The 25,317-nt window shown below is 55.9% G+C and carries 22 protein-coding genes; 11 read left to right on the top strand and 11 right to left on the bottom strand.

Going from position 1 to position 25,317, the window contains the following annotated elements; translation table 11 throughout:
- Positions 1 to 11: 11 nt before the first annotated feature.
- The 4 genes from fliI to fliF are packed head-to-tail and all read right to left on the bottom strand — an operon-like array spanning position 12 to position 4,750.
- A complete protein-coding gene (fliI, locus tag M2406_RS09330; protein ID WP_012145672.1) occupies positions 12 to 1,373 on the bottom strand; it encodes a flagellar protein export ATPase FliI in 1,362 nt (453 codons plus the stop codon).
- A complete protein-coding gene (gene fliH / locus M2406_RS09325; protein WP_012145671.1) occupies positions 1,373 to 2,077 on the bottom strand; it encodes a flagellar assembly protein FliH in 705 nt (234 codons plus the stop codon). The genes fliI and fliH overlap by 1 nt, the downstream gene beginning before the upstream one ends.
- On the bottom strand, positions 2,070 to 3,062 hold the full coding sequence (fliG, locus tag M2406_RS09320; RefSeq protein ID WP_012145670.1) for a flagellar motor switch protein FliG: 993 nt from the start codon (positions 3,060 to 3,062) through the stop codon (positions 2,070 to 2,072). Before fliG ends, fliH begins: the two co-directional genes overlap by 8 nt.
- Complete coding sequence (gene fliF, locus M2406_RS09315; RefSeq protein WP_012145669.1) at positions 3,059 to 4,750, bottom strand: flagellar basal-body MS-ring/collar protein FliF; 1,692 nt, start codon at positions 4,748 to 4,750, stop codon at positions 3,059 to 3,061. The genes fliG and fliF overlap by 4 nt, the downstream gene beginning before the upstream one ends.
- 433 nt (positions 4,751 to 5,183) lie before the next feature.
- Between fliF and fliE the strand changes: the two genes are divergently transcribed.
- The gene (fliE, locus tag M2406_RS09310) at positions 5,184 to 5,498 is read left to right on the top strand and encodes a flagellar hook-basal body complex protein FliE (protein WP_259189724.1); all 315 of its coding nucleotides are present in this window, start codon (positions 5,184 to 5,186) and stop codon (positions 5,496 to 5,498) included.
- 682 nt (positions 5,499 to 6,180) lie between these two features.
- Here fliE and M2406_RS09305 read toward each other — a convergent pair.
- The 4 genes from M2406_RS09305 to fliD form a co-directional block, all read right to left on the bottom strand.
- A complete protein-coding gene (locus M2406_RS09305; protein ID WP_259189723.1) occupies positions 6,181 to 7,047 on the bottom strand; it encodes an AraC family transcriptional regulator in 867 nt (288 codons plus the stop codon).
- A gap of 348 nt (positions 7,048 to 7,395) precedes the next feature.
- On the bottom strand, positions 7,396 to 7,764 hold the full coding sequence (gene fliT, locus M2406_RS09300) for a flagella biosynthesis regulatory protein FliT (protein WP_012145665.1): 369 nt from the start codon (positions 7,762 to 7,764) through the stop codon (positions 7,396 to 7,398).
- Positions 7,764 to 8,174 (bottom strand): flagellar export chaperone FliS, encoded by a 411-nt coding sequence (gene fliS, locus M2406_RS09295; protein WP_012145664.1) that lies wholly within the window; start codon positions 8,172 to 8,174, stop codon positions 7,764 to 7,766. The genes fliT and fliS overlap by 1 nt, the downstream gene beginning before the upstream one ends.
- A 27-nt stretch (positions 8,175 to 8,201) precedes the next feature.
- Positions 8,202 to 9,599: a flagellar filament capping protein FliD gene (gene fliD / locus M2406_RS09290; RefSeq protein ID WP_259189722.1), complete on the bottom strand. Its 1,398-nt coding sequence runs from the start codon at positions 9,597 to 9,599 to the stop codon at positions 8,202 to 8,204.
- Between the two features lie 281 nt (positions 9,600 to 9,880).
- On the opposite strand from fliD, the gene M2406_RS09285 reads away from it, so the two are divergent.
- The 7 genes from M2406_RS09285 (at position 9,881) to tcyN (ending at position 16,079) form a co-directional block, all read left to right on the top strand.
- On the top strand, positions 9,881 to 11,152 hold the full coding sequence (locus M2406_RS09285; RefSeq protein ID WP_259189721.1) for a FliC/FljB family flagellin: 1,272 nt from the start codon (positions 9,881 to 9,883) through the stop codon (positions 11,150 to 11,152).
- Between the two features lie 184 nt (positions 11,153 to 11,336).
- Positions 11,337 to 12,059, top strand: a complete 723-nt coding sequence (locus M2406_RS09280; protein ID WP_012145661.1) for an RNA polymerase sigma factor FliA — start codon at positions 11,337 to 11,339, stop codon at positions 12,057 to 12,059.
- Between the two features lie 57 nt (positions 12,060 to 12,116).
- Positions 12,117 to 12,626, top strand: coding sequence for a flagella biosynthesis regulatory protein FliZ (gene fliZ, locus M2406_RS09275; protein ID WP_012145660.1), 510 nt, complete (start codon positions 12,117 to 12,119; stop codon positions 12,624 to 12,626).
- Positions 12,627 to 12,753: 127 nt separating this feature from the next.
- Positions 12,754 to 13,746, top strand: coding sequence for a D-cysteine desulfhydrase (locus M2406_RS09270; protein ID WP_259189720.1), 993 nt, complete (start codon positions 12,754 to 12,756; stop codon positions 13,744 to 13,746).
- 114 nt (positions 13,747 to 13,860) lie between these two features.
- Positions 13,861 to 14,661 carry a cystine ABC transporter substrate-binding protein gene (gene tcyJ, locus M2406_RS09265; protein ID WP_135344173.1) on the top strand — a complete coding sequence of 267 codons (801 nt, stop codon included), beginning with the start codon at positions 13,861 to 13,863 and terminating at the stop codon, positions 14,659 to 14,661.
- Complete coding sequence (gene tcyL / locus M2406_RS09260) at positions 14,661 to 15,323, top strand: cystine ABC transporter permease (protein ID WP_012145657.1); 663 nt, start codon at positions 14,661 to 14,663, stop codon at positions 15,321 to 15,323. The genes tcyJ and tcyL overlap by 1 nt, the downstream gene beginning before the upstream one ends.
- A 3-nt stretch (positions 15,324 to 15,326) precedes the next feature.
- Positions 15,327 to 16,079: an L-cystine ABC transporter ATP-binding protein TcyN gene (gene tcyN, locus M2406_RS09255; protein WP_012145656.1), complete on the top strand. Its 753-nt coding sequence runs from the start codon at positions 15,327 to 15,329 to the stop codon at positions 16,077 to 16,079.
- A 31-nt stretch (positions 16,080 to 16,110) separates the two neighbouring features.
- Here the strand turns inward: tcyN and M2406_RS09250 are convergent, their stop codons facing one another.
- The 3 genes from M2406_RS09250 to putA form a co-directional block, all read right to left on the bottom strand.
- Entirely contained in the window at positions 16,111 to 16,524 is a 414-nt protein-coding gene (locus tag M2406_RS09250) for a type II toxin-antitoxin system HicB family antitoxin (protein WP_012145655.1), read from the bottom strand.
- A gap of 31 nt (positions 16,525 to 16,555) precedes the next feature.
- On the bottom strand, positions 16,556 to 16,738 hold the full coding sequence (locus M2406_RS09245; RefSeq protein WP_012145654.1) for a type II toxin-antitoxin system HicA family toxin: 183 nt from the start codon (positions 16,736 to 16,738) through the stop codon (positions 16,556 to 16,558).
- Positions 16,739 to 16,904: 166 nt separating this feature from the next.
- The gene (gene putA, locus M2406_RS09240; protein ID WP_259189717.1) at positions 16,905 to 20,876 is read right to left on the bottom strand and encodes a trifunctional transcriptional regulator/proline dehydrogenase/L-glutamate gamma-semialdehyde dehydrogenase; all 3,972 of its coding nucleotides are present in this window, start codon (positions 20,874 to 20,876) and stop codon (positions 16,905 to 16,907) included.
- Between the two features lie 545 nt (positions 20,877 to 21,421).
- Here putA and putP point away from each other — a divergent pair.
- The 3 genes from putP to efeO all read left to right on the top strand — a co-directional run bounded on the left by putP (position 21,422) and on the right by efeO (position 25,317).
- Positions 21,422 to 22,906 carry a sodium/proline symporter PutP gene (gene putP / locus M2406_RS09235; protein ID WP_012145652.1) on the top strand — a complete coding sequence of 495 codons (1,485 nt, stop codon included), beginning with the start codon at positions 21,422 to 21,424 and terminating at the stop codon, positions 22,904 to 22,906.
- Between the two features lie 410 nt (positions 22,907 to 23,316).
- On the top strand, positions 23,317 to 24,162 hold the full coding sequence (gene efeU, locus M2406_RS09230; protein ID WP_012145651.1) for an iron uptake transporter permease EfeU: 846 nt from the start codon (positions 23,317 to 23,319) through the stop codon (positions 24,160 to 24,162).
- A gap of 18 nt (positions 24,163 to 24,180) precedes the next feature.
- A complete protein-coding gene (gene efeO, locus M2406_RS09225) occupies positions 24,181 to 25,317 on the top strand; it encodes an iron uptake system protein EfeO (protein WP_012145650.1) in 1,137 nt (378 codons plus the stop codon).

The following is a 25,317-nucleotide window of genomic DNA, read 5'->3' as shown; positions in this document are numbered from 1 at the left end:
CTTTGGTGACGTTAAACGATCAACTGCTGTAACTGTTGGCAGGCGTCGTCATAACCGCTGCGTTCAAAAATGCCCTGTTGCAGATAGGCTTCCATCTGCGGGTAAAGTGCCATCGCCTTGTCCAGCAAAGGATCGCTGCCTGAAACGTAGGCACCGACGCTGATCAAATCGCGGTTGCGTTGATAGCTGGCCAGCATCTGTTTGAAGTTACGTACCCGGCGGTAATGTTCCTCATCGATCAGCGAAGTCATGGCACGACTGATCGAGGCTTCAATGTCGATTGCAGGGTAGTGACCGGCCTCTGCCAGCCGTCGCGACAGCACCACGTGACCATCGAGGATGGCGCGCGCCGAGTCGGCAATCGGATCCTGCTGGTCATCCCCTTCGGTCAGTACGGTATAGAAGGCGGTAATTGAACCGCCACCGCTGATGCCATTGCCCGCGCGTTCCACCAGTGCTGGTAATTTGGCGAACACTGACGGCGGATAGCCTTTGGTGGCCGGTGGCTCGCCGATGGCCAGGGCAATTTCACGCTGCGCCATGGCATAACGGGTCAGCGAATCCATAATCAGCAGCACGTGCTGACCGCGATCGCGAAAGTCCTCGGCGATACGCGTGGCATAGGCGGCCCCCTGCATGCGCAGCAGCGGCGAGACGTCTGCCGGGGCGGCAATCACTACCGAGCGTGCCCGACCTTCGGGGCCGAGGATGTTTTCGATAAAGTCTTTGACCTCGCGGCCACGTTCGCCGATCAGCCCGACGACAATCACGTCGGCCTGGGTATAACGCGCCATCATGCCCAGCAGCACGCTTTTGCCGACGCCGGAGCCGGCGAACAGCCCCATGCGTTGGCCACGGCCGACGGTTAACAGACCATTAATGGTGCGGACGCCGACATCCAGGACCTGTTCGATCGGCGTACGCTGCAACGGATTGAACGGGGCGGTGATTAGCGGCGCACGATAGCCGGTTTCCGGTGCGGGCAGGCCGTCGAGCGGCTTGGCGCTGCCGTCCAGCACCCGGCCCAGCAATGCCGGGCCGAGCGGCAGCTGTTTGCTGGCGCTTTGCCCTTCCGGCGAGACGCGGGCATAAACCCGTGCGCCGGGCACAATGCCTTCCACTTCTTCCAGCGGCATCAGGAACAGTCGCTGGCCGTTAAAACCGACCACTTCGCTCTCGACTTCCTGAACTTCACCGCCGTCGTGACGTTCGATCAGGCAGGTGGCACCGATCGGCAGTTGCAGCCCGGTGGCTTCCAGCACCAGCCCGGTTGCGCGCGTCAGGCGGCCGTAACGACGAACCTTCGGCGCGTGCGTGATGCGTTTTTCCAACGTATCGAGTGAGGTCAGCCAGCGGCCGAGTCGAAGCGTCATTACACTTCTCCCGGAGCCGCCAGGCGGCAGAGTTCGTGCCAACGGGTTGCCAGACTGGCATCCAGGTCGCCTTCATCGGCGCTGACCTTGCAACCGCCAGGGTGCAGTTGGCCATCTGCCAGCAGTCGCCAACCGTGCAGGCTGAGCGTCGCGCCCAGTTGTTGCTCTATCCGCTGATAATCATCCGGATGTACGCGCAGCTGGGGTTTGCCACTGAACATCGGCTCCTGCTGGATCAACTGTTGTATCTGCGCCAGCAGGGCGGTGCCGTCACACACCGGTGGTTGACCGAGCACCTGTTTGGCGGCGGTTAACGCCAACTGCATCAGGCGCGAGGCGATCACGCTGTCCAGCGCGTCCAGCGTATGCTGGAATTCAGTCACCAGCTGTTGCCAGTGGGCGGTCAGCGGTTGTTGTTGCTGTTGCGCCTCCAGCAGGCCCTGTTGACGGCCTTCTTCCATGCCGGCCTGGAACCCGGCTTCGTAACCTTTTTGCTGGCCGTCGGCATAGCCCAACTGTTGGCCTTGCTGCTCTGCCTGCAGGCGCAATTGGGCCAATTGCTGTTCCTGAACCACAGTGTCGTCCAGTGGTGTGCCGAAAGATTCCACCGGCGGCAACGGCAGCGGCTCGACCACCGTTTTCGGCTCGGTCAAATCGTTAAGCGACCAGGGCTGCCAGGGCAGGGTGTTAATGCGATCAGACATAGGTGTCCTCGCCACCGCCAATAATCATTTCGCCGCTTTCCGCCAAACGACGGACGACCAACAGGATGGCTTTCTGTTCGTTCTCGACCTGCGACATGCGTACCGGGCCACGGTTGGCCAGGTCGTCGCGCAGGATATCGGCGGCGCGTTGCGACATATTCTTGAGGAACTTCTCGCGCAGCGGCTGTTCCGCGCCTTTGAGCGCCACCAGCAAGGATTCGCCTTCCACTTCCTGCAACAGGCGCTGGATGCTGCGGTCGTCGACCTCCACCAGGTTTTCGAACAGGAACATTTCGTCGATGATCTTCTGCGCCAGCTCGCCGTCGTATTCGCGCATGGCGTCGATAACCGCTTCTTCCTGCTGAGTTTTCATCAGGTTGATGATCTCGGCTGCGGTGCGTACCCCGCCCATTTTGCTGCGCTTGAGGTTCTGGCCGTCGAGCAGGTTGTTCAGCACTTCGGTCAGTTCCGCCAGCGCTGCCGGTTGCACGCCGCCGAAGGTGGCGATACGCAGCATCACGTCGTTGCGCAGGCGTTCGTCGAACAGCGCCAAAATATCCGCCGCCTGGCCACGCTTAAGGTGGACCAGAATGGTGGCGATGATTTGCGGGTGTTCGTCGCGGATCAGATCGGCGGCGCTCATTGGCTCCATAAAGTTGAGCGTTTCCATGCCGGTGGTGGTCTCGCGGGATTCGAGAATATCCTCCAACAGGCTGGCGGCGCGCTCTTCGCCCAGCGCTTTAACCAGCACCGAACGCAGATAGTCGCTGGCGTTGACGCTCAGTGCCGCATATTGTTCGGCGTCATCTTCAAATTCGCGCAGTATTTCATTCAGTTGTTTGTGCGAGACCTGGCTCATGCTGGCCATGGTGCCGCTCAACTGCTGGACTTCCCGCGAGGAGAGGTGTTTGAACACCTCGGCGGCGCGATCTTCACCCAGGGTCATCAGCAGGATGGCGCTTTTTTCGGTTCCGGTCAGACTCATAATTCGTTGCTCATCCATTGGCGGATTACCAGAGCGACCACGCGTGGGTCTTTATCAGCCAGATCGCGGATCCGCTGGCTCTGGACTTCTGCACTGACGCGCTGTTGTGATTTACGGTGCTGCGCCAGCTCCTCGTTACTCTGTTTATTGCTCTCTGCCGGTTTGGCCATTGGCGTATTGGCGGCGGCGATAGCGGCCTTTTGTACTGCCTGACGGTTTTGCAGCTGCGGACGTACCAGTTTGCGCCATAGCAACCAGCCGACCAGCAGGACCAGCAGATAGCGACCGGCGTCGAACAGACGATCGATAAACGCCTGGCTTTGCCAGAACGGCAGCTCACCGCCGGTGACTTCGTTATCGGTAAACGGCGTGTTGACCACGTTGAGTGTGTCGCCGCGGGTGCTGGAGAAACCCATGGACTCGCGCACCAGCGATTCGATCTGCGCCAACTGCTCTTTACTCATCGGCAGTGGTTTGCCGTCTTTATCCGTACCGCGATAGTTAACCACCACTGCCACCGACAACCGCTGCACCGTCCCGGCTTTTTGCTGGGTATGGCGGATGGTGCGATCGACTTCGTAGTTGGTGGTTTCATCCAGGCGTGAATTCTGCGGCCCCGAGGCTGCGCTGCGGGTTGCCGCGGCATTGGGCTGGGTAGCGTTGGCGTTGTTGCCGGTAGCCGCCGGTTTGGCGGTTTCAATCGGCGCGGTCGCTGGAGCGCTAGGCTGATTGGACAAGGCACCCGGTACGCCACCGACCAGTGGCCCGCCAATTTGATCGCTTTGACTCATTTGTTTGGAGCGGACGGCGGCCTTATTCGGCAGTTGGTTCGGTTGGTATTCTTCGTCGGTTTGCTCGCGGGTGGCAAAATCAATCTGCGCGGTGACCTGGGCGCGCGCGTTACCGTTACCGACCATCGGTGCCAAAATCGCTTCGATACGGCGCTGGTAGCGGCTTTCCACTTCGTTGGCGTACTTGAGCTGTGCGGCGTTCAGATCGCGCCCGGCACCGTCAGACTGGGTCAGCAGGCGACCGGACTGATCGACCACGGTCACGTTGCCCGGTGGCAGGCCGGCGACGCTGCTCGAGACCATATAAACGATGGCATTGATCTGGCCGTCATCCAACGCGCGGCCGGGTTGCAGCGTCAGGGTCACCGAGGCGGAAGGGGATTTTTGCTCGCGCACGAACAGCGAGGGTTTTGGCAGTGCCAGATGCACCCGGGCGTTTTGTACCGGCCCCAGCGATTCGATGGTGCGTGACAATTCGCCTTCCAGCGCGCGCTGGTAGTTGATTTGCTCACTGAACTGGCTGATGCCGAATTTTTCCTGATCCAGCAGTTCGAAGCCAACGGCACCGCCTTTCGGCAGGCCCAACTGCGCCAGACGCAGGCGGGTTTCGTGCACTTTGTCTGCCGGGATCAGCAGCGCCGCGCCATTTTCGGCAAAGCGGAAGGGGATGTTCATCTGCGTCAGTTGGGTGACGATGGCACCGCCGTCGCGATCGTTAATGTTGCTATACAGCACCCGGTAATCAGGACTTTTTGCCCATAACAGCAGCGCGACCACAATGGCGATGGCGGCGGAAGCGGCGATCAGCAGTGGGATTTTCGGGTTGGCGCGCAGACGGTTCCACATGGCTTGCAGGCCATTATCGCGGCTTTCGGTGGCGGAGATTGAAGCACTCATTTTAGCCAGTGTCCTTCAATGACGCTCAGGATCCGGTTCGGGCCACGGCGTAGCTCCCTGCCAGGCTGATGAACGATGTGGTTAGCGTTGTGTGACAAAACAGACTCCCTGATACACATATAAATACACCCTATGCCTTTCAAGTTGCAGCTAGGCGGCCAGCTCGCTCATCTCCAGGCGCTTACTCGAGTAAGTAACTGGGGTGAGCGAGTGCAGATAACAACGCTGCAACTTGAAAGACGACGGGTATAGCGGCGCTCCCATTACTGGGCAGACTATTATTTGCTTTTATGGTGATTTCGATGGCCCGAAAAGCCGGGTTTTTTGCAGTTAATTAGCCGCTTTAGGATAAAAACGCTGTGTTAGGGTGTGCAGCATCAGAGTAGTGTCTGCCGCCACAATGGCCGGCAGCCGCATTTTTATTGGGGTTACCATGGCAATTCAGGGTATTGAAGGGGTATTGCAGCAGTTACAAGCCACCGCGATTCAGGCCGGATCGATGGGGCAAGACGCTGCTGCGCCGGGCGTCAGTTTCGCCAGCGAGCTGAAAACGGCTATTGGCAAGATCAGCGATACCCAGCAGGCCGCACGCAAGCAGGCGCAGGATTTTGAGATCGGCGTACCGGGCATCAGCCTCAATGATGTGATGGTCGATCTGCAAAAATCGTCAATCTCGCTGCAGATGGGCGTGCAGGTGCGTAATAAGCTGGTTTCCGCTTACCAGGAAGTCATGAATATGGCGGTGTGATGGAGTGTCACGCGCGCCCGTGCCACCAAATTGCGTACCACGACATTGTCTTATTAAGTCTTATTAAAAGTCTGGCTGGCAATAGATCAATTGCTGGCGCAACTGCCGGCCAGATTGGCGCAGCTCGGGCCTTAGGTTGTGATGGCGGGATTTTTAGTGGTGGGGTTTTGAATACTGAATTAGCATATTAGGCGTATTACCTTCGGCATAGCGATCACCAATCGCTGGAGTAACAGGGCAGAAACCCTGCTTCAACTCACATTGCGACACTTGTCACAGAGTTATAATTCCCGGGTTAAGGATGTTTTATTACCGGGAAAGACGATGAGCAGCAAAAGTGAACAAAGATGGCGGCTGTTGAGTATTTTGATTATGGCCGTTTTGGTCGTATTAATAATCGTTTTAATTAAACAAAGCTAAAAAACCCGGGCCACTTTTGTGGCCTTGCCGGTTTATTTACCCGCCAGTATCCGCATAACGTCTTCCTCGTAGGTCAGGCCCAGCAGCCACATGCCGAGCAACAGTATGGCCAGGGAAAACAGCAGTTTTTCGTTGAGCATGGTTTATCACCCCTGATTGTATTAATGCTCGCCGATGCTATCCCACCCGGCTGTTTTCCGCTAACCCGCACTGCATAAACGACGCTCCCGTTGCTCAATGATTTAACTTATGGCCGTGGCTGTCATTCCTGTGCCTCCATCATGCTGAAATGATCGGGGCGAATAGCGCTGCCCTCCATTGCCCGTTGGTGGCCGCGAATGGCGGTGGGGGCAAAGCCAAAGCGCTTACGAAAACGTTCTGCAAACCTTGAGGAACTTTCATAACCGACGTGCTGGGCGATGGCGGAGATGGGCCAATCGGTGGATTGCAGCAGTGCCAGGGCGCTGCTCATGCGCACGTCGATCATCAGGGTACGCAACGAGGTATTTTCTGCCGATAATTTACGGCGCAGCATCACTTCACTCATCGACAGGGTGTCCGCTACCTCGGCCGCCGTCCAGATATTATGCGGATCGGTCGCCAGACAACGGCGCACCTGCTGGGTTAAATTTCTGACCTCGTTATGAATGAAGCTGATATTGAATTGCTTCAGCCACAGCAGAATCTCCAGCATTTTGTGGCGAATGATGACCGCAGGGAAACGATGTTTAAGTGCCAGCGCCAGGCTGGTGGTTTCAAAACTGTGTATTAGTGCGCAGGGCAGGTTGCGCAATGCCAGTACTGCGTCGAATGCCGTTGGGGCCTGGGTTTCAACCTGGGGCGGTGGTGCGGCGAACAGCAACGGATCGCAGGTCAACAACTGACAGCTGAATGCCCCTTCCTCTGAGGGCTCATTAATGATATCCACGGTTTGCCCTCCGTCGATAATCAACAATTCCCCGCTATGAGCCACCACTTCACGCTGTTGCCAACGTACGCGTTTATGGCCTTGCTGTACCAAATACAGATGGGGTTGTTCAAAATAGACTGAAGGGAATAATAATTCAGTATGCTGAATGATATGCGCCGAGGCACCAATTCCAGGACAAAGATTAATTGTACGTTCCATCGATATTCATTTCGCAGCCAGTATCTGGGAATATCTTTACGCTTTGATCGGCGCTGGAGCAACATTTTTCCATGCGTTGTGAAACACAACGACGTGTTTTATCTATCAAAAATCAATTTCCTGCTGAACAGAAAACGTCCGTGTCGGCGTAATATTTATCCGTCTCGTAGGGGCGTTGCATGCCGCGCCCGTGTAGGTCGGGGCGAATATATTCGCGCCCTACCAGACCGAGGTGAAAAATACTATAGGTGTATATAATTCAAATGTCATGGATTAATATCCTGACTTAACCGGAGAATAATAGTGCATAGTGCTATTAATTCTGCTTTTTCCGTTATTGTTATGAGTTCATCTGATTTGCGGCTCTCCCAGCAGCAGGGCGCGGTCGTTAAACTGGCCATAGGTGCTGTTAACCACGTTCTGACGGGTGGACTGGCCGATCAACTCTTTTAATTGGTCCATGCGTTGCTGCAGCAGGCGTTTGAGCTCGGTTTCGTTGTCCAGGATCTGCTGCAGCTTATTGCGCAGCAACTCCTGCAGTGCCATCGATGGGCCGGCCTGCCCGGTAAAGGCGGCGGTGCTTTCCACTGCGGTGACGTAGGCCAGTTCCAGTTCGACCAGGTCCTCCCATCTTTCGGTTTGCGCCAGGGCGATCATCTGGCTGCTCAGGCTATGTATTTGTTGATACGCGGCTAGCAATTGCTGTTGACGTTCCATTAAACGGCGTCCTGAGAGGGGTGATAATTGGGGCCGATTTGGCGCCAGGCGTCGGCAATATTTTCCAACAGTTTGACCACTTCGGTGATCGCCGCCTCGTCATTATGCAGGTTGGCCTGCATCAGGCGGCGCTTCATATAGTCATACAGCGCCGCCAGATTATCGGCCATTTCGCCGCCCTGTTGGTGGTCGAGACCACTTTTCAGGCCGTTATCGATAATGTTGATGGCCTTTGACAGTGCCAGTCCCTTGCCGGCGATATCGCCCTGGTTCATCAGAATGCGTGCGCGTAACAGGGCGCTAAGCGCCCCGTCGAAAAGCATCACGATTAACTGATGCGGGCTGGCGCTCATTACGCCGCTTTCCAGACTGACCTGGGCGTAGGCTTGAGTTCCGCTTCGGTTATACATGTGATTTCTTACCTGGTTAAAAAGTTCTTATTTGAACTGTTGGGTTAAATAATTACCTGTACTGCCCAACTTGGACATCATGGTATCCAGTTGAACGAATTGTTGTTTATAGCGATCTATGGTGTTTTGAATACTGGCGGTCACGGTGGTGATCTGGCTGTTCAGGCGGTCGAGGTTGGTATTGATGCTTTTGGTCGAGTTCTCGATGATGCCGCCGGCCTTGATGTAGTTCTGGATCTCGTTATGGATCTCGGTCGCCATGCCGGTGTCTTTGCCGTTGCCGGCGAAGAAGTTGGCCACCTGTGCCGGTTTCTCATCAATGGCTTTGTTCAGCTTGGTGCTGTCGATTTCCAGTTTATTGGTTTTGGGGTTGGTCGAGATGCCCAGGTTGCCCAATCCTTTCAGTTCCGGGTTGTCCTGTGCGGCGCTGAGCGCGCTTTTAATCGACGACTGAATGCCACGCAGGGTGTTATCGCCCAGCAGTGCGCCATTTTTGGCATTCTGCGCTTCGCCGGTTTTGACCGGGGTAAATTTGCTCAGCGAATTAAAGGTATCCAGCAGCGAGTTATAGTTATCGACCCACTCTTTTACTTTATCGGCGGTGCCGGCTTTATCGGTGCTGATCACCAGGTTCTGTGGTGCATCGGCTTTGGTGACGGCTTTTAGATCAATAGTCACACCCTGCAACGCATCAACAATCGAGTTGGTGCTGCGTTTGATCGGCGTGCCGTTGACCTCAATCAGGGCATCCTGACCGGCCACGGTTTGCTTCATCGAACCGCTTTTAGCCTTGTTGTCATAGTTGAGAATGGCTCCGAGCTTATCGTCATTATTGACCTTAACCGAGATAGTGCTTTTTTCCCCGGTGGTAGTAGAACTGAGCGCCAGTTGGTAGTCGTCATCCCCTACGCGCATGATGGTGGCATTGACGCCGGCCTTGGCGTTGTTAATCGCATCGCGCATTTCCACCAGTGAGGTTTGCTCATCGCTCAGTGGGATCTTCACGTCTTTTTGCGGATTGCCTGCGGTGATGGTAATTGAGCGGTCGCTGCTGCCTGCTGCGCCCAGTTTTTCCGTCTGATTGGCGATCGGGGCTTGGGTGGTCAGGGTTTGCGGTTGGGCCAATGCGTTTACTTTAACAATGTAGTTACCCGCTACGGCTTTATCGGTAGTGGTGACAGTGAACTGGTCGTGGGTGCTGGCGGTGGTGTTGTTGAAAAACGCCGGTTTCGCCAGTTCTTTACTCAAGTTATCAAACTTTTCCAACGAACCTTTCAAAGTGCCGTAAGCCGTCAGTTGGGCGTTATAGCTGGTTTGCTGGGTAGTATAAGGCGTCAGCCGCTGCTGTTCCGCTTTGGTTAGCTTGTCCAGCAAGCCGTTGAGGTCGAGTCCTGAGCCGATGCCTAATGAGCTGATCGATGCCATTGGTAATTCTCCTTGATTATGACTTTATTCGCTTTACGCGTTATCGGCCCAGTGGAGAAAAAGTTTACCGAAAAGTTTAAAAACCGATGACGCAATAGAAGAAGGAAAAACCGCGTTATTTCTGCCATTGCTGCGAAGAGAAAAAAAAACAAAAAATTTCTAAAGGTTGCAGGGGGAGGGCCGATACCTGATGGGACGGTGGTTGACGCCGTGGGCAAAGCAGCCCGAACCATTTAAACCCTGTTGCGAAGATCGCAACTGACTCGTAAGGAAAGCATACAATGGCACAAGTAATTAACACCAACAGCCTGTCGCTGATGGCGCAGAACAACCTGAACAAATCACAGTCTTCTTTGGGTACTGCGATCGAGCGTCTGTCTTCTGGTCTGCGTATCAACAGCGCCAAGGACGATGCCGCGGGTCAGGCAATCTCTAACCGCTTCACCGCTAACATCAAAGGCCTGACTCAGGCTTCCCGTAACGCCAACGACGGTATCTCTCTGGCGCAGACCACTGAAGGCGCACTGAACGAAGTTAACGACAACCTGCAAAACATTCGTCGTCTGACCGTACAGTCTCAGAACGGTTCCAACTCTTCCAGCGACCTGCAGTCCATCCAGGACGAGATCACTCAGCGTCTGTCCGAGATCAACCGTATCTCTGAACAAACCGATTTCAACGGCGTGAAAGTGTTGAGCGGCGACCAGAAACTGACCATCCAGGTGGGTGCCAACGACAACGAAACCATCCAGATTGATCTGAAAAACATCAATGCTAAAACTCTGGGCCTGGACAAGTTCAGCGTTGCAGATCCAATCGATACCTCTAAAGTGGGTACGACTAAACTGACCACTACCGACAAAATGGGCGCACCGACCATTGATGCGGATTCCAAAACGGCACCAAAAGCTACCAGCGATGGCAAACTGTACTCTGCTGATGACGGTACTGGCACTGTTAACTACTTCGTTAAAGACACCGCTGGCGCTATCTATGACGCGACTGTAGATGGAACCGGTAAAGCGAGCTGGGACTCTACTGCTACTGCGACCAAACCGACTGCGGGCATGAAAGAAGCTACTCAGGTTAAAGTAGGCACCAACCCAGTAACCGGTCTGGCCGCTGGTGACGAACTGCGCACTTTCACCGATCCAGCAGGTAAAGCCGGCTACGTGGTTAAAGGCAAAGATGCTGATGGCAACGATGCTTTCTTCAAGGCTTCTGTAGACTCCGCCGGTAAAGTGACCAAAGGCGTTCAGCAGTCTACCGACCCTAAAACTGCTGACCCACTGGCTACCCTGGACAAGGCACTGTCTCAGGTTGACGGTCTGCGTTCTTCCCTGGGTGCGGTACAGAACCGTTTCGATTCTGTTATCAACAACCTGAACAGCACTGTGAACAACCTGTCTGCTTCCCAGTCTCGTATTCAGGATGCTGACTACGCGACCGAAGTGTCCAACATGAGCCGTGCCAACATCCTGCAACAGGCTGGCACCTCTGTTCTGGCACAGGCTAACCAGTCTACTCAGAACGTGTTGTCCCTGCTGCGTTAATCGACTCTCCCCGATTAACCTGTCGCAAAAGAACCCCGCCTCGGCGGGGTTTTTTTATGGTCGCTTGCCGCCGGGATAGTGCATGGCGCAAATAAGGCCTGTTTTGTACGACTGTTCAGCCGATTGGCATTTTGCCCCCTACGGATAATAGCGCTGACTCTCTTATCCGCAGGTTTTAGACATAGTGAGCGATTTGTATACCGCCGAAGGCGTGATGGACAAAAATTCTCTCTGGCTACGCTACGTTCCGTTAGTGCGCCACGAGGCGTTGCGCCTGCAGGTCAGGCTGCCCGCCAGCGTGGAGCTCGACGATCTGTTGCAGGCCGGAGGAATCGGCCTGTTGAACGCCGTTGAGCGTTATGACGCTATGCAGGGCACGGCCTTTACTACCTACGCGGTGCAACGTATCCGTGGCGCCATGCTTGATGAGCTGCGCAGCCGCGACTGGGTGCCGCGCAGTGTACGTCGCCATGCGCGTGAAGTGGCGCAGGTTATGCGGCAATTGGAACAGCAACTGGGCCGCCCGGCCAGCGAAGTGGAAGTTGCGCAGACGCTGAATCTGTCACTGGATGAGTACCGTCAAATTCTGTTGGACACCAATAACAGCCAGCTTTTCTCCTACGACGAATGGCGGGAAGAGCATGGCGAAAGTGCGGAACCGCTGCTGGAAGGGCACGAAGAGGCCAATCCGTTACATCATCTGCTGGAGGGCAATCTGCGCCAACGGGTGATCGACGCCATCGAGGCGTTGCCGGAACGCGAGAAAATGGTGCTGACGCTGTATTACCAGGAAGAGTTGAACCTGAAGGAGATCGGTGCCGTGCTGGACGTGGGGGAATCGCGAGTCAGCCAGCTGCACAGTCAGGCGATCAAGCGCCTGCGCGCCCGTTTGGCAAGCGAGAACTGACATGCATTCAACTCTGAACCTTCAACCTTGCCACCATTGCGAAAACCGGACTGCCTAATGCCAGGAATAATGTTGAAAAAACGGCCGCTGAGCCGTTATTTAAAAGATTACAAACACAGCCAGACTCATTGCTCCCAGTGCGGTAAGTTGTTGGATCGCATGGCGTTGGTGTTTCGTGGCAAAATCATCAATAAAGACGCCATCGCGCGTATGGATCAGCCGATTGACGATCACGTCTGGCTGAACGTGCAAAATGAGCTGACCGCACTGTGCCGGTTCTGCAGTGAAATTTCCTGCAACAGCCATCCGAGCTATTTCGACATTATGGCCTTCAAGCAGTATCTGTTTGAGCAGACCGAAATGAGCCACAGCACCATTCGCGAGTACGTGGTGCGCCTGCGTCGGCTGGACGAAATGCTGGTGGAACGCAACTACCCGGCAGACAAGTTTGCCAGCAACGCCAGCCATCAACGCATCATTGAAGACTTGCCTTCTGCGGCACACAACAATTACCGCATTGCCCTGCGTAAATACGACCAATATCTCGCCTGGCAGAAAAGCTACTGATCTTGCCTCCCCGGCAGGCCAGCCGGGGTTTCCACCGCTCTCCCATTACGAATAAAGAGTGATTATTAGGTTCACATCTGCTAAATCTATCCTTTAGCTATTGATACCTTATTCCCTGGGGGAAGTTGTGAATCTGCAACAAAAATTGGCGCAGTTCCCGCGTCTCGATTTAGTCGGTTCTGCCACACCGCTCGAAAAACTGTCTCGCCTCTCAGACTACCTTGGCCGTGAAATTTACATCAAACGTGACGACGTCACGCCGATGGCGATGGGCGGTAACAAACTGAGAAAGCTTGAGTTTTTGGCCGCAGATGCGCTGCGGCAGGGAGCCGATACGCTGGTCACCGCCGGTGCCATCCAATCCAACCATGTGCGCCAAACGGCGGCGGTGGCGGCCAAGTTGGGCCTGCACTGTGTGGCGTTGCTGGAAAATCCGATCGACACCCAGGAAGAAAATTATCTGACCAACGGCAACCGCCTGCTGCTCGGGCTGTTCAACGCGCAGGTGGAAATGTGCGAAGCGCTGCACGATCCGCAGCAGCAGTTGGCCGATCTGGCTACACGCCTCGAAGCACAAGGCTTCCGACCTTATGTGGTACCGGTAGGTGGCTCCAATGCGCTGGGTGCATTGGGTTACGTACAGTGTGCGCTGGAAATTGCCGAGCAGAGTCAACGCAGCAACGTCGCTTTCAGCTCGGTAGTGGTTGCGTCTGGCAGTGCCGGTACCCATGCCGGGCTGGCGGTCGGTCTGCAGCAATTGCTGCCGGAGACTGAGCTTGTCGGTGTGACCGTTTCACGCAAAGTTATCGACCAATTGCCCAAGGTGGAACTGATCCAAAAAGCGCTGGCTAACAGTTTGGCTATCGACGAACTGGCACCCATCACCCTGTGGGATGATTACTTCGCACCGCAGTACGGTATGCCCAATGAAGAAGGGCTGGCGGCTATTCAGTTGCTGGCGCAGCAGGAAGGAGTGTTACTGGATCCGGTGTATAGCGGCAAGGCAATGGCTGGGCTGATTGACGGCGTAGCCCAGCAGCGTTTCCGTGATGACGGCCCGATTCTGTTCATCCACACCGGCGGTGCTCCGGCGTTATTTGCCTACCATCCACTGGTGTGAGCGCACTTGGTTATTCCATTTTGAACTATATTTATAATGTTATATTCCTGCGTTCAAATGTTGTGGCTGTTAAAGTGCTGATATCAAAAAAGATAAACAACAGATGGGGTGTTTATGATGTTTTCTAAAGTTCGTCGTCAATTGCTGCTGGGAGTAATGAGCGTTGCGCTGACCGCCGGTTTGAGTGCGCAAACCTATGCCGCCGATAACCTGCTGGAGCAGGTGAAGCATCACGGGACTCTGGTCGTCGGGCTGGAAGGCACTTACCCGCCGTTCAGCTTCCAGGGGGAAGACGGCAAACTGACCGGCTTCGAAGTAGATTTCGCCAATGCGTTGGCGCAGCATCTTGGCGTAAAAGCCAAGCTGAACCCGACCAAGTGGGACGGCATGCTGGCCTCGCTGGATTCAAAGCGTATCGACGTGGTGATCAACCAGGTGACCATTTCGCCAGAGCGTCAGAAGAAATATGATTTCTCCACGCCTTATACCGTCTCCGGTATTCAGGCACTGGTGAAGAAGGGCAATGAAGGCACCATCACCAAGCCGGAAGATCTGAAGGGCAAGAAGGTCGGCGTCGGCCTGGGCACCAACTACGAACAGTGGTTGCGTGACAATGTGCAGGGCGTGGACGTGCGCACCTATGATGATGACCCGACCAAATACCAGGATCTGCGCGTAGGCCGTATCAATGCCATTCTGGTTGACCGTCTGGCCGCACTGGATCTGGTGAAGAAAACCGGCGATACGCTGGCGGTAGCCGGCCCGGCGTTCTCTCGTCAGGAGTCTGGCGTTGCGGTACGTAAAAACAACCCGGAACTGCTGGCCGCGATTAACCAGGCAATTGCCGACATGCAAAAAGACGGCACGCTGGCGAAGATCTCTGACAAATGGTTTGGCGCGGACGTAACTAAATAATGCACGAAAGTATTCAACTGGCGCTGGATTCAGCGCCATTTTTATTGAAGGGCGCGATACTCACTCTCCAGCTCAGTCTGGGGGGCATGGCGCTCGGCTTAATGCTCGGTTTTCTGCTGGCGCTGATGCGCCTTTCGCCGTTATGGCCGCTGTCCTGGCTGTCGCGTTTCTACGTGTCGCTGTTCCGTGGCACGCCGCTGATTGCCCAGCTGTTCATGATTTACTATGGTCTGCCGCAGTTCGGCATCGAGTTTGATCCCTTCCCGGCGGCGCTGATTGGTCTGTCGCTCAATACCGCGGCTTATACCTCAGAAACCCTGCGTGCGGCGATTTCGTCGATCGAAAAAGGGCAGTGGGAAGCCGCGGCCAGCATCGGTATGACCCGCTGGCAGACGCTGCGCCGGGTGATCTTGCCGCAGGCGGCGCGTACCGCATTGCCTCCGTTGGGTAACAGCTTTATCGGCCTGGTGAAAGACACCTCGCTGGCGGCGACCATTCAGGTACCGGAGCTGTTCCGTCAGGCTCAGTTGATTACCTCACGCACGCTGGAAGTGTTCACCATGTATCTGGCGGCCTCGCTGATTTACTGGGTGATGGCGACTCTGCTTTCTGCGCTGCAAAATCGTCTGGAAGCCCACGTCAACCGCCAGGATCAGGAGTAACCCATGAGTGCCATCGAAGTGAAACAGCTGATCAAGCAGTTCAAAGGTCAAACGGTGCTGCATGGGATTGATCTGGAGGTCAGTGCGGGCGAAGTGGTAGCGATTATCGGGCCCAGCGGCTCGGGTAAAACCACCTTGCTGCGCTGCATCAACCTGTTGGAAGTACCGGATTCCGGTACCATTCGCGTCGGCGATATTCAGATTGACAGTTCCAAGTCGCTGAGCAAACAGAAAAATTTGGTGCGGGCGTTACGCCAGCAAGTCGGGTTCGTGTTCCAGAGCTTCAACCTGTTCCCACACCGTTCGGTGCTGGAGAATATTATTGAAGGCCCGGTTATCGTTAAAGGCGAGTCAAAAGCCAGCGCCGAACAGCGGGCACGGGCATTGTTGGCTAAAGTGGGCTTAAACGGTAAAGAGTCTGCCTATCCACGTCGTCTTTCCGGTGGCCAACAGCAACGGGTGGCGATTGCCCGGGCGTTGGCGATGCAACCGGAAGTGATCCTGTTTGATGAACCCACGTCTGCACTGGATCCGGAACTGGTGGGCGAGGTGCTCAATACCATCCGTTCGCTGGCGGAAGAAAAGCGCACCATGGTGATTGTGACGCACGAAATGAGCTTTGCCCGTGATGTGGCCGACCGCGCCATCTTTATGGACCACGGCCGCATTGTTGAGCAGGGCCCGGCGAAAGAGCTGTTCGCTAATCCGCAACACCAGCGCACCCAGCAATTCCTCGACAAGTTTTTGAATCAGTAAGAAGGGGGGCATTTTGCCCCCTGACTCTCGATTAGCCAGCGTTCAATAATTCATTACGGGCGGCTGCGGCCAAAAAGGCGCTGCGGCTACCATAGCCCGGATGCTGCTGTACCATTGAATCGATACGGTTCAGCAGGCGGTGCGGCAGGGTAATATTGATACGTTCAGCCCGACCGTCAAACTTATCCATATTGATGTCGACCAGCAGCCACTGTCCGCCATTCAGCGTGTCGCTCTCCTGCGCCAGATGGAAGGAAACGGCCTGTGGGCGTGGGATGGACTGGTTGTCTTCGCTCAGAAGTTCGAAATGTGCGTCCAGCGCGCTTTTGGCGTCTTCAAAGGCTCTATCGAGGGTATCGCCTGCAAAATAGCAGCCCGGCACATCGGGAAAGAAACCGCTGGCGCTGCCGTCGTGTTCTGAATGTACATAAGCAGGGTAGAACATAATTTCTCCTGTTAATTCATGGTGCCGGGGGTTAGCGCAGTCCGGCATCTTTCATGATTTGGCGCAGCGTTCCCGGTTTAAGATCCTTACGCGGGTGTGGAACGGTGATCACCAGGCGGGATCCTGGGTGTTTAAACTGATGGTGGCTTCCCTTTATCCGCTCTAAAACCCAACCTTCCTGTTCTAATAGCCCGATCAGTTCTGAACTTTTCACACGCCTACCGTCCTTTTATTGTACACACCATACACACTCTATGGCAACGAGATTAATACGCTAACGTGCCGCTTTTGTGCAGACAATAAAAAACCCTGCACGAGTGCAGGGTTTGCGGGAAGGTACGCAGGCTGGATGATAAAAGGCAGTAATCCAGCGCTACGGATTAACCAATGGTCATCAGGCTGGCGTTACCGCCGGCGGCTGCGGTGTTGACACTCAGCGAGCGTTCGATCAGCAGACGTTCCAACAGGATGTTGGTTTCGCCGTGGGCAAAGCCCTGCACCGAAACGATCGCGCCGCTGCGCTGGGCGATTTGCTCGCACAGGGTACGCAACTGATCGGCGTCGCCGTGGTAAATGGCGGCGTCAAACTCCACCTTGTCCTGCTGCCAGTCTTTGCTGAAACTGATGCTGGCCTGAACCGCCACCGGCAGGCGGCGATACAGGGCGCGTTGCAGCTCGGCTTCCGGCCACAGCACGCTGCTGCCCACGGCCAGTACCGCAGCCAGTTGCGTCAGAGCATCGGCTTCGTTATCGGCCAGGCACAGTACCCGCTCACGCGGCAGCAGGGCGTAGGTATTGCGCTCGCCGGTCGGGCCTGGCAGAGGGCGCAGGGTGCCGCCCTGGCCCAGTTCGGCGTAGCGTTGTGCCAGCGTCACCAACTCAGATTGTTTTTCGGCAACGGCCCATTGCTCCAGAGCCTGATGGGCTTTGAGCAGTTGTGGCCGTGCGGTAGCCTCCAGTGGGCGCTCGTCGTCCTGACGGTTCAGGGTACGCAGCACCGCGTCATCCGGACGGTTGGCCAGCAAGCGGTACAGATACAGTGGGCCACCGGCTTTCGGACCGGTGCCGGACAGGCCTTCGCCACCAAACGGCTGCACGCCGACCACGGCACCGACCATGTTACGGTTAACGTACAGGTTACCGACCTTGGCGCGTTCGGTGACGCGGGCAATGGTCTCGTCGATACGGGTGTGGATACCCAGCGTCAGGCCATAACCGGCGGCGTTGATCTGATCGACCAGCGATTCCATATTCGAGCGCTGGAAGCGCACCACGTGCAGTACCGGGCCGAAGATCTCTTTTTGCAGCTCGTCGAAGCTGTCCAGTTCGATCAGCGTTGGCTTGATAAAGGTGCCGCGTGACCACTCTTTCTCATCCTGCGCATTGCCTTTCGCCGCCTGATAGACCTTGCGGCCCTTGGCGCGCATCGCCTGGATATGGCGTTCGATACCGGTTTTGGCCTCGGCGTCGATCACCGGCCCGATGTCGGTAGACAGGCGTTCCGGGTTACCCATGCGGCACTCGGCCATCGCACCGCGCAGCATTTGCAACGTATGGTCCGCCACGTCTTCCTGAATGCACAGAATACGCAGGGCAGAACAACGCTGGCCGGCACTGTCGAAGGCGGAGGCGACCACGTCCGTCACCACCTGTTCGGTCAGCGCGGAAGAGTCGACGATCATCGCGTTCAGACCACCGGTTTCGGCGATCAGCGGCGTTGGGCGACCTTGCGGATCCAGACGACCGGCGATATTGCGTTGCAGAATACCGGCAACGTCGGTAGAGCCGGTAAACATCACGCCACGCACGCGGGCATCATTGACCAGCACCGAGCCGACGCTTTCACCCTGGCCTGGCAGCAGCTGCAGCACGCCTGGTGGAATGCCGGCTTCCAGCAGAATACGTACCGCCTGTGCGGCGATCAGCGGGGTTTGCTCGGCCGGTTTGGCCAGCACGCTGTTGCCGGCCGCCAGCGCAGCGGCAATCTGGCCGGTAAAGATTGCCAGCGGGAAGTTCCACGGGCTGATACAAACCACCGGGCCCAGTGGACGGTGGCTGTCATTGGCGAAGTCATCGCGTACCTGACCGGCGTAGTAATGCAGGAAATCGACCGCTTCACGCACTTCGGCAATGGCGTTATTGAAGGTTTTACCCGCTTCGCGTACCAGAATACCCAGCAGGCTTTGCAACTGGCCTTCCATCAGTTCAGCGGCGCGTTCAAGAATGGCGGCGCGTTCGGACGGCGGGGTGGCGAACCAGATTGGGCCGGCAGCGGCAGCGGCGTCGAGCGCCCGGCTGACTTCCCCTTCGGTGGCTTCGCGCACGTAACCGACGATATCGCCCGGTTCGGCAGGGTTAATTACCGGTTGTTCCACGCCCTGATCCAGCTCGGCATCGATAATCGGTTCTGCGCGCCATGGCTGTGTGGCGCTGGTCAGCAATGCGCTGGACAGTGACGCCAAACGCTGTTCGTTGGACAGGTCCAGACCGCTGGAGTTGGTACGTTTCTCGCCATACAGCTCACGCGGCAGCGGGATACGTGGGTGCGGCAGGCCAATTTGCCCTTCGCTGGCCGCCATGGCTTCAACGGCGGTGACCGGATCGGCCACCAGTTCGTCGAGCGGCAGGGTAGCGTCGGCGATACGGTTAACGAATGAGGTGTTGGCCCCGTTTTCCAGCAGGCGGCGCACCAGGTACGCCAGCAGCGTTTCATGGGTACCGACCGGAGCATAGATGCGACACGGACGGTTTAACTTGCCGTCGGCCACTTTACCCACCACCTGCTCATACAAAGGTTCACCCATGCCGTGCAGACACTGGAACTCATACTGGCCTGGGTAGTAGTTGTTGCCCGCCATATGGTAAATCGCGCTCAGGGTGTGGGCGTTATGGGTAGCAAATTGCGGATAAATCAGGTTTGGCACCGCCAGCAGTTTGCGGGCGCAGGCCAGGTAGGAAACGTCGGTGTAAACCTTGCGGGTGTAAACCGGATAGCCTTCCAACCCGTCCATTTGGGCGCGTTTGATTTCGCTGTCCCAGTAGGCACCTTTCACCAGACGGATCATCAGGCGACGACGGCTGCGCTGCGCCATGTCGATCACGGCGTCGATGGCGAACGGGCAGCGCTTTTGATAAGCCTGGATCACGAAGCCGATACCGTTCCAGCCGGCCAACTGTGGTTCAAAGCACAGCTTCTCCAGCAGATCGAGTGAAATCTCCAGGCGGTCGGCTTCTTCGGCGTCGATATTGATGCCGATATCATATTGGCGCGCTTGCAGGGTCAATGACAGCAGGCGAGGGTAAAGCTCTTCCATTACGCGTTCGTACTGCGCACGGCTGTAGCGCGGATGCAAGGCGGAAAGCTTGATCGAAATGCCCGGACCTTCATAGATCCCACGGCCGTTAGAGGCCTTGCCGATGGCGTGGATCGCCTGCTGGTAGGACACCAGGTAGGCTTGCGCGTCGGCTTCGGTCAGCGCGGCTTCACCCAGCATATCGTAGGAGTAGCGGAAGCCTTTGTCTTCCAGCTTGCGGGCGTTGGCCAGCGCTTCGGCGATGGTTTCACCGGTCACGAACTGTTCGCCCATCAGGCGCATCGCCATGTCCACGCCTTTACGGATCAGCGGTTCACCGCTCTTGCCGATAATACGGTTCAGTGAGCGCGACAGATTGGCTTCGTTATGCGTCGCGACCAGTTTACCGGTAAACAGCAGGCCCCAGGTGGCGGCGTTAACGAACAGCGACGGGCTACGGCCAAGGTGAGAATGCCAGTTGCCGTTGCTGATTTTGTCGCGGATCAGCGCGTCACGGGTTGGTTTGTCAGGAATACGCAGCAGGGCTTCCGCCAGGCACATCAGTGCCACGCCTTCCTGTGAAGAAAGTGAGAACTCCTGCAGCAGGCCCTGCACCATACCGGCGCGGCCGTTTGCACTCTTTTGGTTACGCAGTTTCTCGGCAATATCGTAAGCCATCTTATGGGTGGCTTTGGCGAGATCGGCAGGTAAGCGCGCCTGTTCGAGCAACATCGGCACCGCTTCGGTCTCAGGACGGCGATAGGCTGCGGTGATCGCCGCGCGGTTGACCGACTGCGGCAGAATTTGTTCAGCAAATTCAAGGAATGGCTGGTGGGACTCTTCCTGCAGTTGCGGCATAATGTCGTCCGCTTCGGCCTGGCCGGCAGCGGCAGTGGCAGGGATTTCAGGAATGTCGGAACCGTTCTCGAGACGCTCGAGATAATTAAAAATGGCCTGCTTGATCAGCCAGTGCGGCGTGCGATCGATACGCTGTGCTGCGCTTTTGATGCGATCGCGAGTTGCCTCGTCGAGCTTTACGCCCATGGTGGTAGTGCCCATGCCAATCCAACTCCTGTGTTTAAGAACCTATATACAAACGGCGGGCCAGATAGGCTGCTGGGATAGGTTCGTGCGTTGTGTGCTGTGATGAATGCAGACAATATCCAGCATGTTGCAACTTTGTGCAACCGTGTTAAATCAGGCGGATGAACGAAGTGTGAGTTCCATCGATTTTTTAACATCAATAATCGGCATGGTTCTTGCGTGGCCTTTGGTACGACAGGGGGGCGAGGGAGGGTTTGAGTGGGATATCCCCAGTGATATCAGGGCTAACATCAGATTTTTATTAGGTGCAACTCCGTTTGGTGTCGTCGGGTGTAACCCTGAGAGCGGTTAAATGTGACGCAGGGTAAACTTTGTGTAACTTTGTTGTTAAATACCTTGTTGGATAATGAATGGGTCATCTAGGATAGCCGGCAGTCAGACAATTGCGGGCGGAAACTATTTTCACCTGCGGGGTCCCGCAATTTCGCCACGTTCCGGCGGATTGGCAAGCAGTAACTATCGCAATACAGCGCGAAATAATAATGAGAGTGGAGAATTTCATGACAATGAGCACACCGATGCTGGTGACCTTCCTGGTGTATATCTTCGGGATGGTGTTAATCGGCTTACTTGCCTATCGGGCAACCAATAACTTTGACGACTACATTCTGGGCGGTCGTAGCCTGGGTAGCGTAGTGACCGCGCTTTCTGCCGGCGCATCAGACATGAGCGGCTGGCTGTTGATGGGCCTGCCGGGCGCCATCTTCCTGTCCGGCATCTCCGAAAGCTGGATTGCCATTGGCCTGACGATCGGTGCTTATTTCAACTGGAAGCTGGTGGCGGGGCGGCTGCGCGTGCATACCGAAGCCAACAATAATGCCCTGACGCTGCCGGATTACTTCACCAGCCGTTTCGAAGACAACAGTAAGTTGCTGCGGGTGATTTCCGCCATTGTTATCCTGGTGTTCTTCACTATCTACTGTGCTTCCGGCATTGTGGCCGGTGCGCGCCTGTTCGAGAGCACCTTCGGGATGAGCTACGAAACCGCGCTGTGGGCCGGTGCTGCTGCCACTATCCTTTATACCTTTATCGGCGGATTCCTGGCGGTGAGCTGGACCGATACCGTGCAGGCCAGCCTGATGATTTTCGCGCTGATCCTGACGCCGGTGATTGTTATCTTCGCGGTTGGCGGCATTGATACCTCGATGATGGTGATTGAGGCCAAGAATCCGGCCAATCTCGATATGCTGAAAGGTCTGAACTTTGTGGCGATCCTCTCGCTGCTGGGTTGGGGCCTGGGTTACTTCGGTCAGCCACACATTCTGGCGCGCTTTATGGCGGCAGACTCTCACCGCACCATTCGCAGCGCACGCCGCATCAGCATGACCTGGATGATCCTGTGTCTGGCCGGTACCATTGCGGTCGGTTTCTTCGGGATTGCCTACTTCGCCAATAACCCGGATCAGGCGGGCAATGTATCGCAGAACGGTGAGCGCGTATTTATCGAATTGGCGATGCTCCTGTTCAACCCGTGGGTAGCGGGCATTCTGCTGTCGGCGATTTTGGCGGCGGTAATGAGTACTCTGAGCTGCCAACTGTTGGTGTGTTCAAGTGCGATTACCGAAGACCTGTACAAGGCCTTCCTGCGTAAAGGTGCCAGCCAGCGTGAGCTGGTGTGGGTCGGGCGCTTCATGGTGTTGCTGGTGGCGTTGATTGCCATCGCGCTGGCGGCAAACCCGGAAAACCGCGTACTGGGTCTGGTGAGCTACGCCTGGGCCGGCTTCGGTGCAGCCTTTGGTCCGGTGGTGTTGATCTCGGTAATGTGGTCACGCATGACGCGTAATGGCGCTTTGGCCGGTATGTTGGTGGGCGCGGCAACGGTGATCGTCTGGAAACAGTTTGCCTGGTTGGATTTGTATGAAATTATCCCGGGCTTCCTGTTCGCTTGTATCGCCATCGTGGTGGTGAGCCTGATGGGGCGTCAGCCTTCGGCAACCATCACCGAACGTTTTGATCAGGCAGAAGCCGAGTTCAAAACCGTTTAATCCTCTCGAGTTAATCATCTCAAAGGGCGCTTAATGCGCCCTTAGGTTGCTGACAAAGCAGGAAAAAACGTGGTTTTTCCTGCTTTGTGGTGATCAGCCGAAAATCAATAAATTGATTTTCCTGATTTTTATTTATCGACCTCTACTCGCTCTGGGCAGGAATGAGGTTTGTCATCAGTCTGAGGGCGCTTAATGCGCCCTTTGTCATTTATCACGCCGCGGTTTTCTGTCACTTGCCTGAAACACCTGGCGACATTTGATTAGAAAAAATCACCCTTGCGGCTCTTGTATTTCTTCCAGCCAGAATGATAATCACTATCGTTGTGTTTTACTTTTCTTTACATTGGCGTTGCCGCTATTTCTGGCGTGCGGGCGCTTCGCAGCAGATGCCTTTTTAGGGGTTATTAATTATGTTTGTTCCCTTCCTTATCATGTTCCGTGAGGGGCTGGAGGCGGCGTTGATCGTCAGCCTGATTGCCAGTTACCTGAAACGCACGCAGCGCGGTCAATGGTTAGGCGTGGTATGGATAGGGGTGATTGTTGCCGCTGCCCTGTGCCTGGCGCTCGGCATTTTCATCAATGAAACCACCGGCGAATTCCCGCAGAAGCAACAAGAGCTGTTTGAAGGCATTGTTGCGGTGGTGGCGGTGCTGATCCTCACCTATATGGTGTTCTGGATGCGCAAAGTATCCAAGTCGGTCAAGGTGCATCTGGAAGGCGCTATCGATAACGCACTCAGCTCCGGTAAAGGCCAGGGCTGGGCGCTGGTGGCGATGGTGTTTTTTGCCGTGGCCCGCGAAGGTCTGGAATCGGTGTTTTTCCTGCTGGCAGCCTTCCAGCAAGACGTTGGCATTGCGGCGCCTATCGGTGCGGTACTCGGCCTGGTGGCGGCCATCGTGCTGGGCATGATGATCTACTGGGGCGGGGTAAAGTTGCACCTGGCCAAGTTCTTCAAGTGGACCAGCCTGTTTATCCTGTTTGTGGCCGCCGGTCTGGCTGCCGGGGCGATCCGCGCCTTCCACGAGGCCGGGTTGTGGAACCATTTCCAGGATATCGCGTTCGACTTCAGTAACCATCTGTCGACCCATTCGCTGTTTGGCACCCTGCTCGAAGGCATCTTCGGCTATCAGGAAGCGCCAACGGTAAGCGAAGTGGCGGTCTATTTCCTGTATCTGATCCCAACGCTGATTTTCTTTTTCCTGCCGCAGCGTGCGGAACCGGCAGCGGTTTCGGCGCAACGTAAAATCAATCATTAATTTAAATAGGGAATCTGTATGTCTACTCCATTATTCCGCCGCAAGGCGTTGCACGCAGCATTACTGGCTCTGCCGGCGTTCGCGCTAAGCATCAACGCTCAGGCGGCGGACGTGCCGCAGGTGAAAATTACCGTTAACGACAAACAGTGTGAGCCGATGCAGTTGACGGTAGCGGCCGGTAAAACCCAGTTTGTGGTGCACAACACCAGCCAGAAAAACGTCGAATGGGAAATCCTCAAAGGGGTGATGGTGGTGGAAGAGCGTGAGAATATCGCGCCGGGCTTCACCCAGAAGATGACCGCCAACCTGGAGGCGGGTGAATACGACATGACCTGCGGACTGCTCAGCAATCCGAAGGGCAAGCTGACCGTGACCGCTGCCGCAGGTGCCACCACCGACGGCAAACCGAATGCGATGGATTTGGTCGGGCCGATTGCCGAATACAAGGTTTATGTGACCAAAGAAGTGGAAGGCCTGGTTAAACAGACCAAGCGGTTCACCGATGCGGTGAAAGCCGGCAACGTGGCCGAGGCGCGTAAACTCTATGCACCGACGCGCCAGCACTACGAGCGCATTGAACCGATCGCCGAACTGTTCTCCGACCTGGACGGCAGCATCGACGCCCGTGAAGACGATTACGAGAAGAAAGCGGAAGATCCGAAGTTCACCGGTTTCCACCGCCTGGAAAAAGCGCTGTTTGCCGATAACACCACCAAAGACATGAGCAAATACGCTGACCAACTGTACAACGACACCGTCGAGCTGCAAAAACGCGTCACCGATTTGACCTTCCCGCCGAGCAAAGTTGTCGGCGGGGCGGCCGGTCTGATCGAAGAAGTCGCGGCGAGCAAAATCAGCGGTGAAGAAGACCGTTACAGCCGTACCGACCTGTGGGACTTCCAGGCTAACGTCGACGGCGCGCAGAAAATCGTTAACCTGCTGCGTCCGTTGCTGGTCAAGGCCAACAAACCGCTGCTGGACAAGATCGACGCCAACTTTAAAACCGTTGATACCATTTTGGCGAAGTACAAAACCAAAGACGGCTATGAGTCTTACGAGAAGTTAACTGATGCCGATCGCAATGCCATGAAAGGGCCAATCACCACTCTGGCGGAAGACCTTTCACAACTGCGTGGCGTTCTGGGTCTGGATTGA

Source organism: Serratia sp. BIGb0163 (assembly GCF_024809935.1).
GTDB classification, from domain to species: domain Bacteria; phylum Pseudomonadota; class Gammaproteobacteria; order Enterobacterales; family Enterobacteriaceae; genus Serratia; species Serratia quinivorans.
This window is presented reverse-complemented; position numbering and strand designations above follow the sequence as displayed.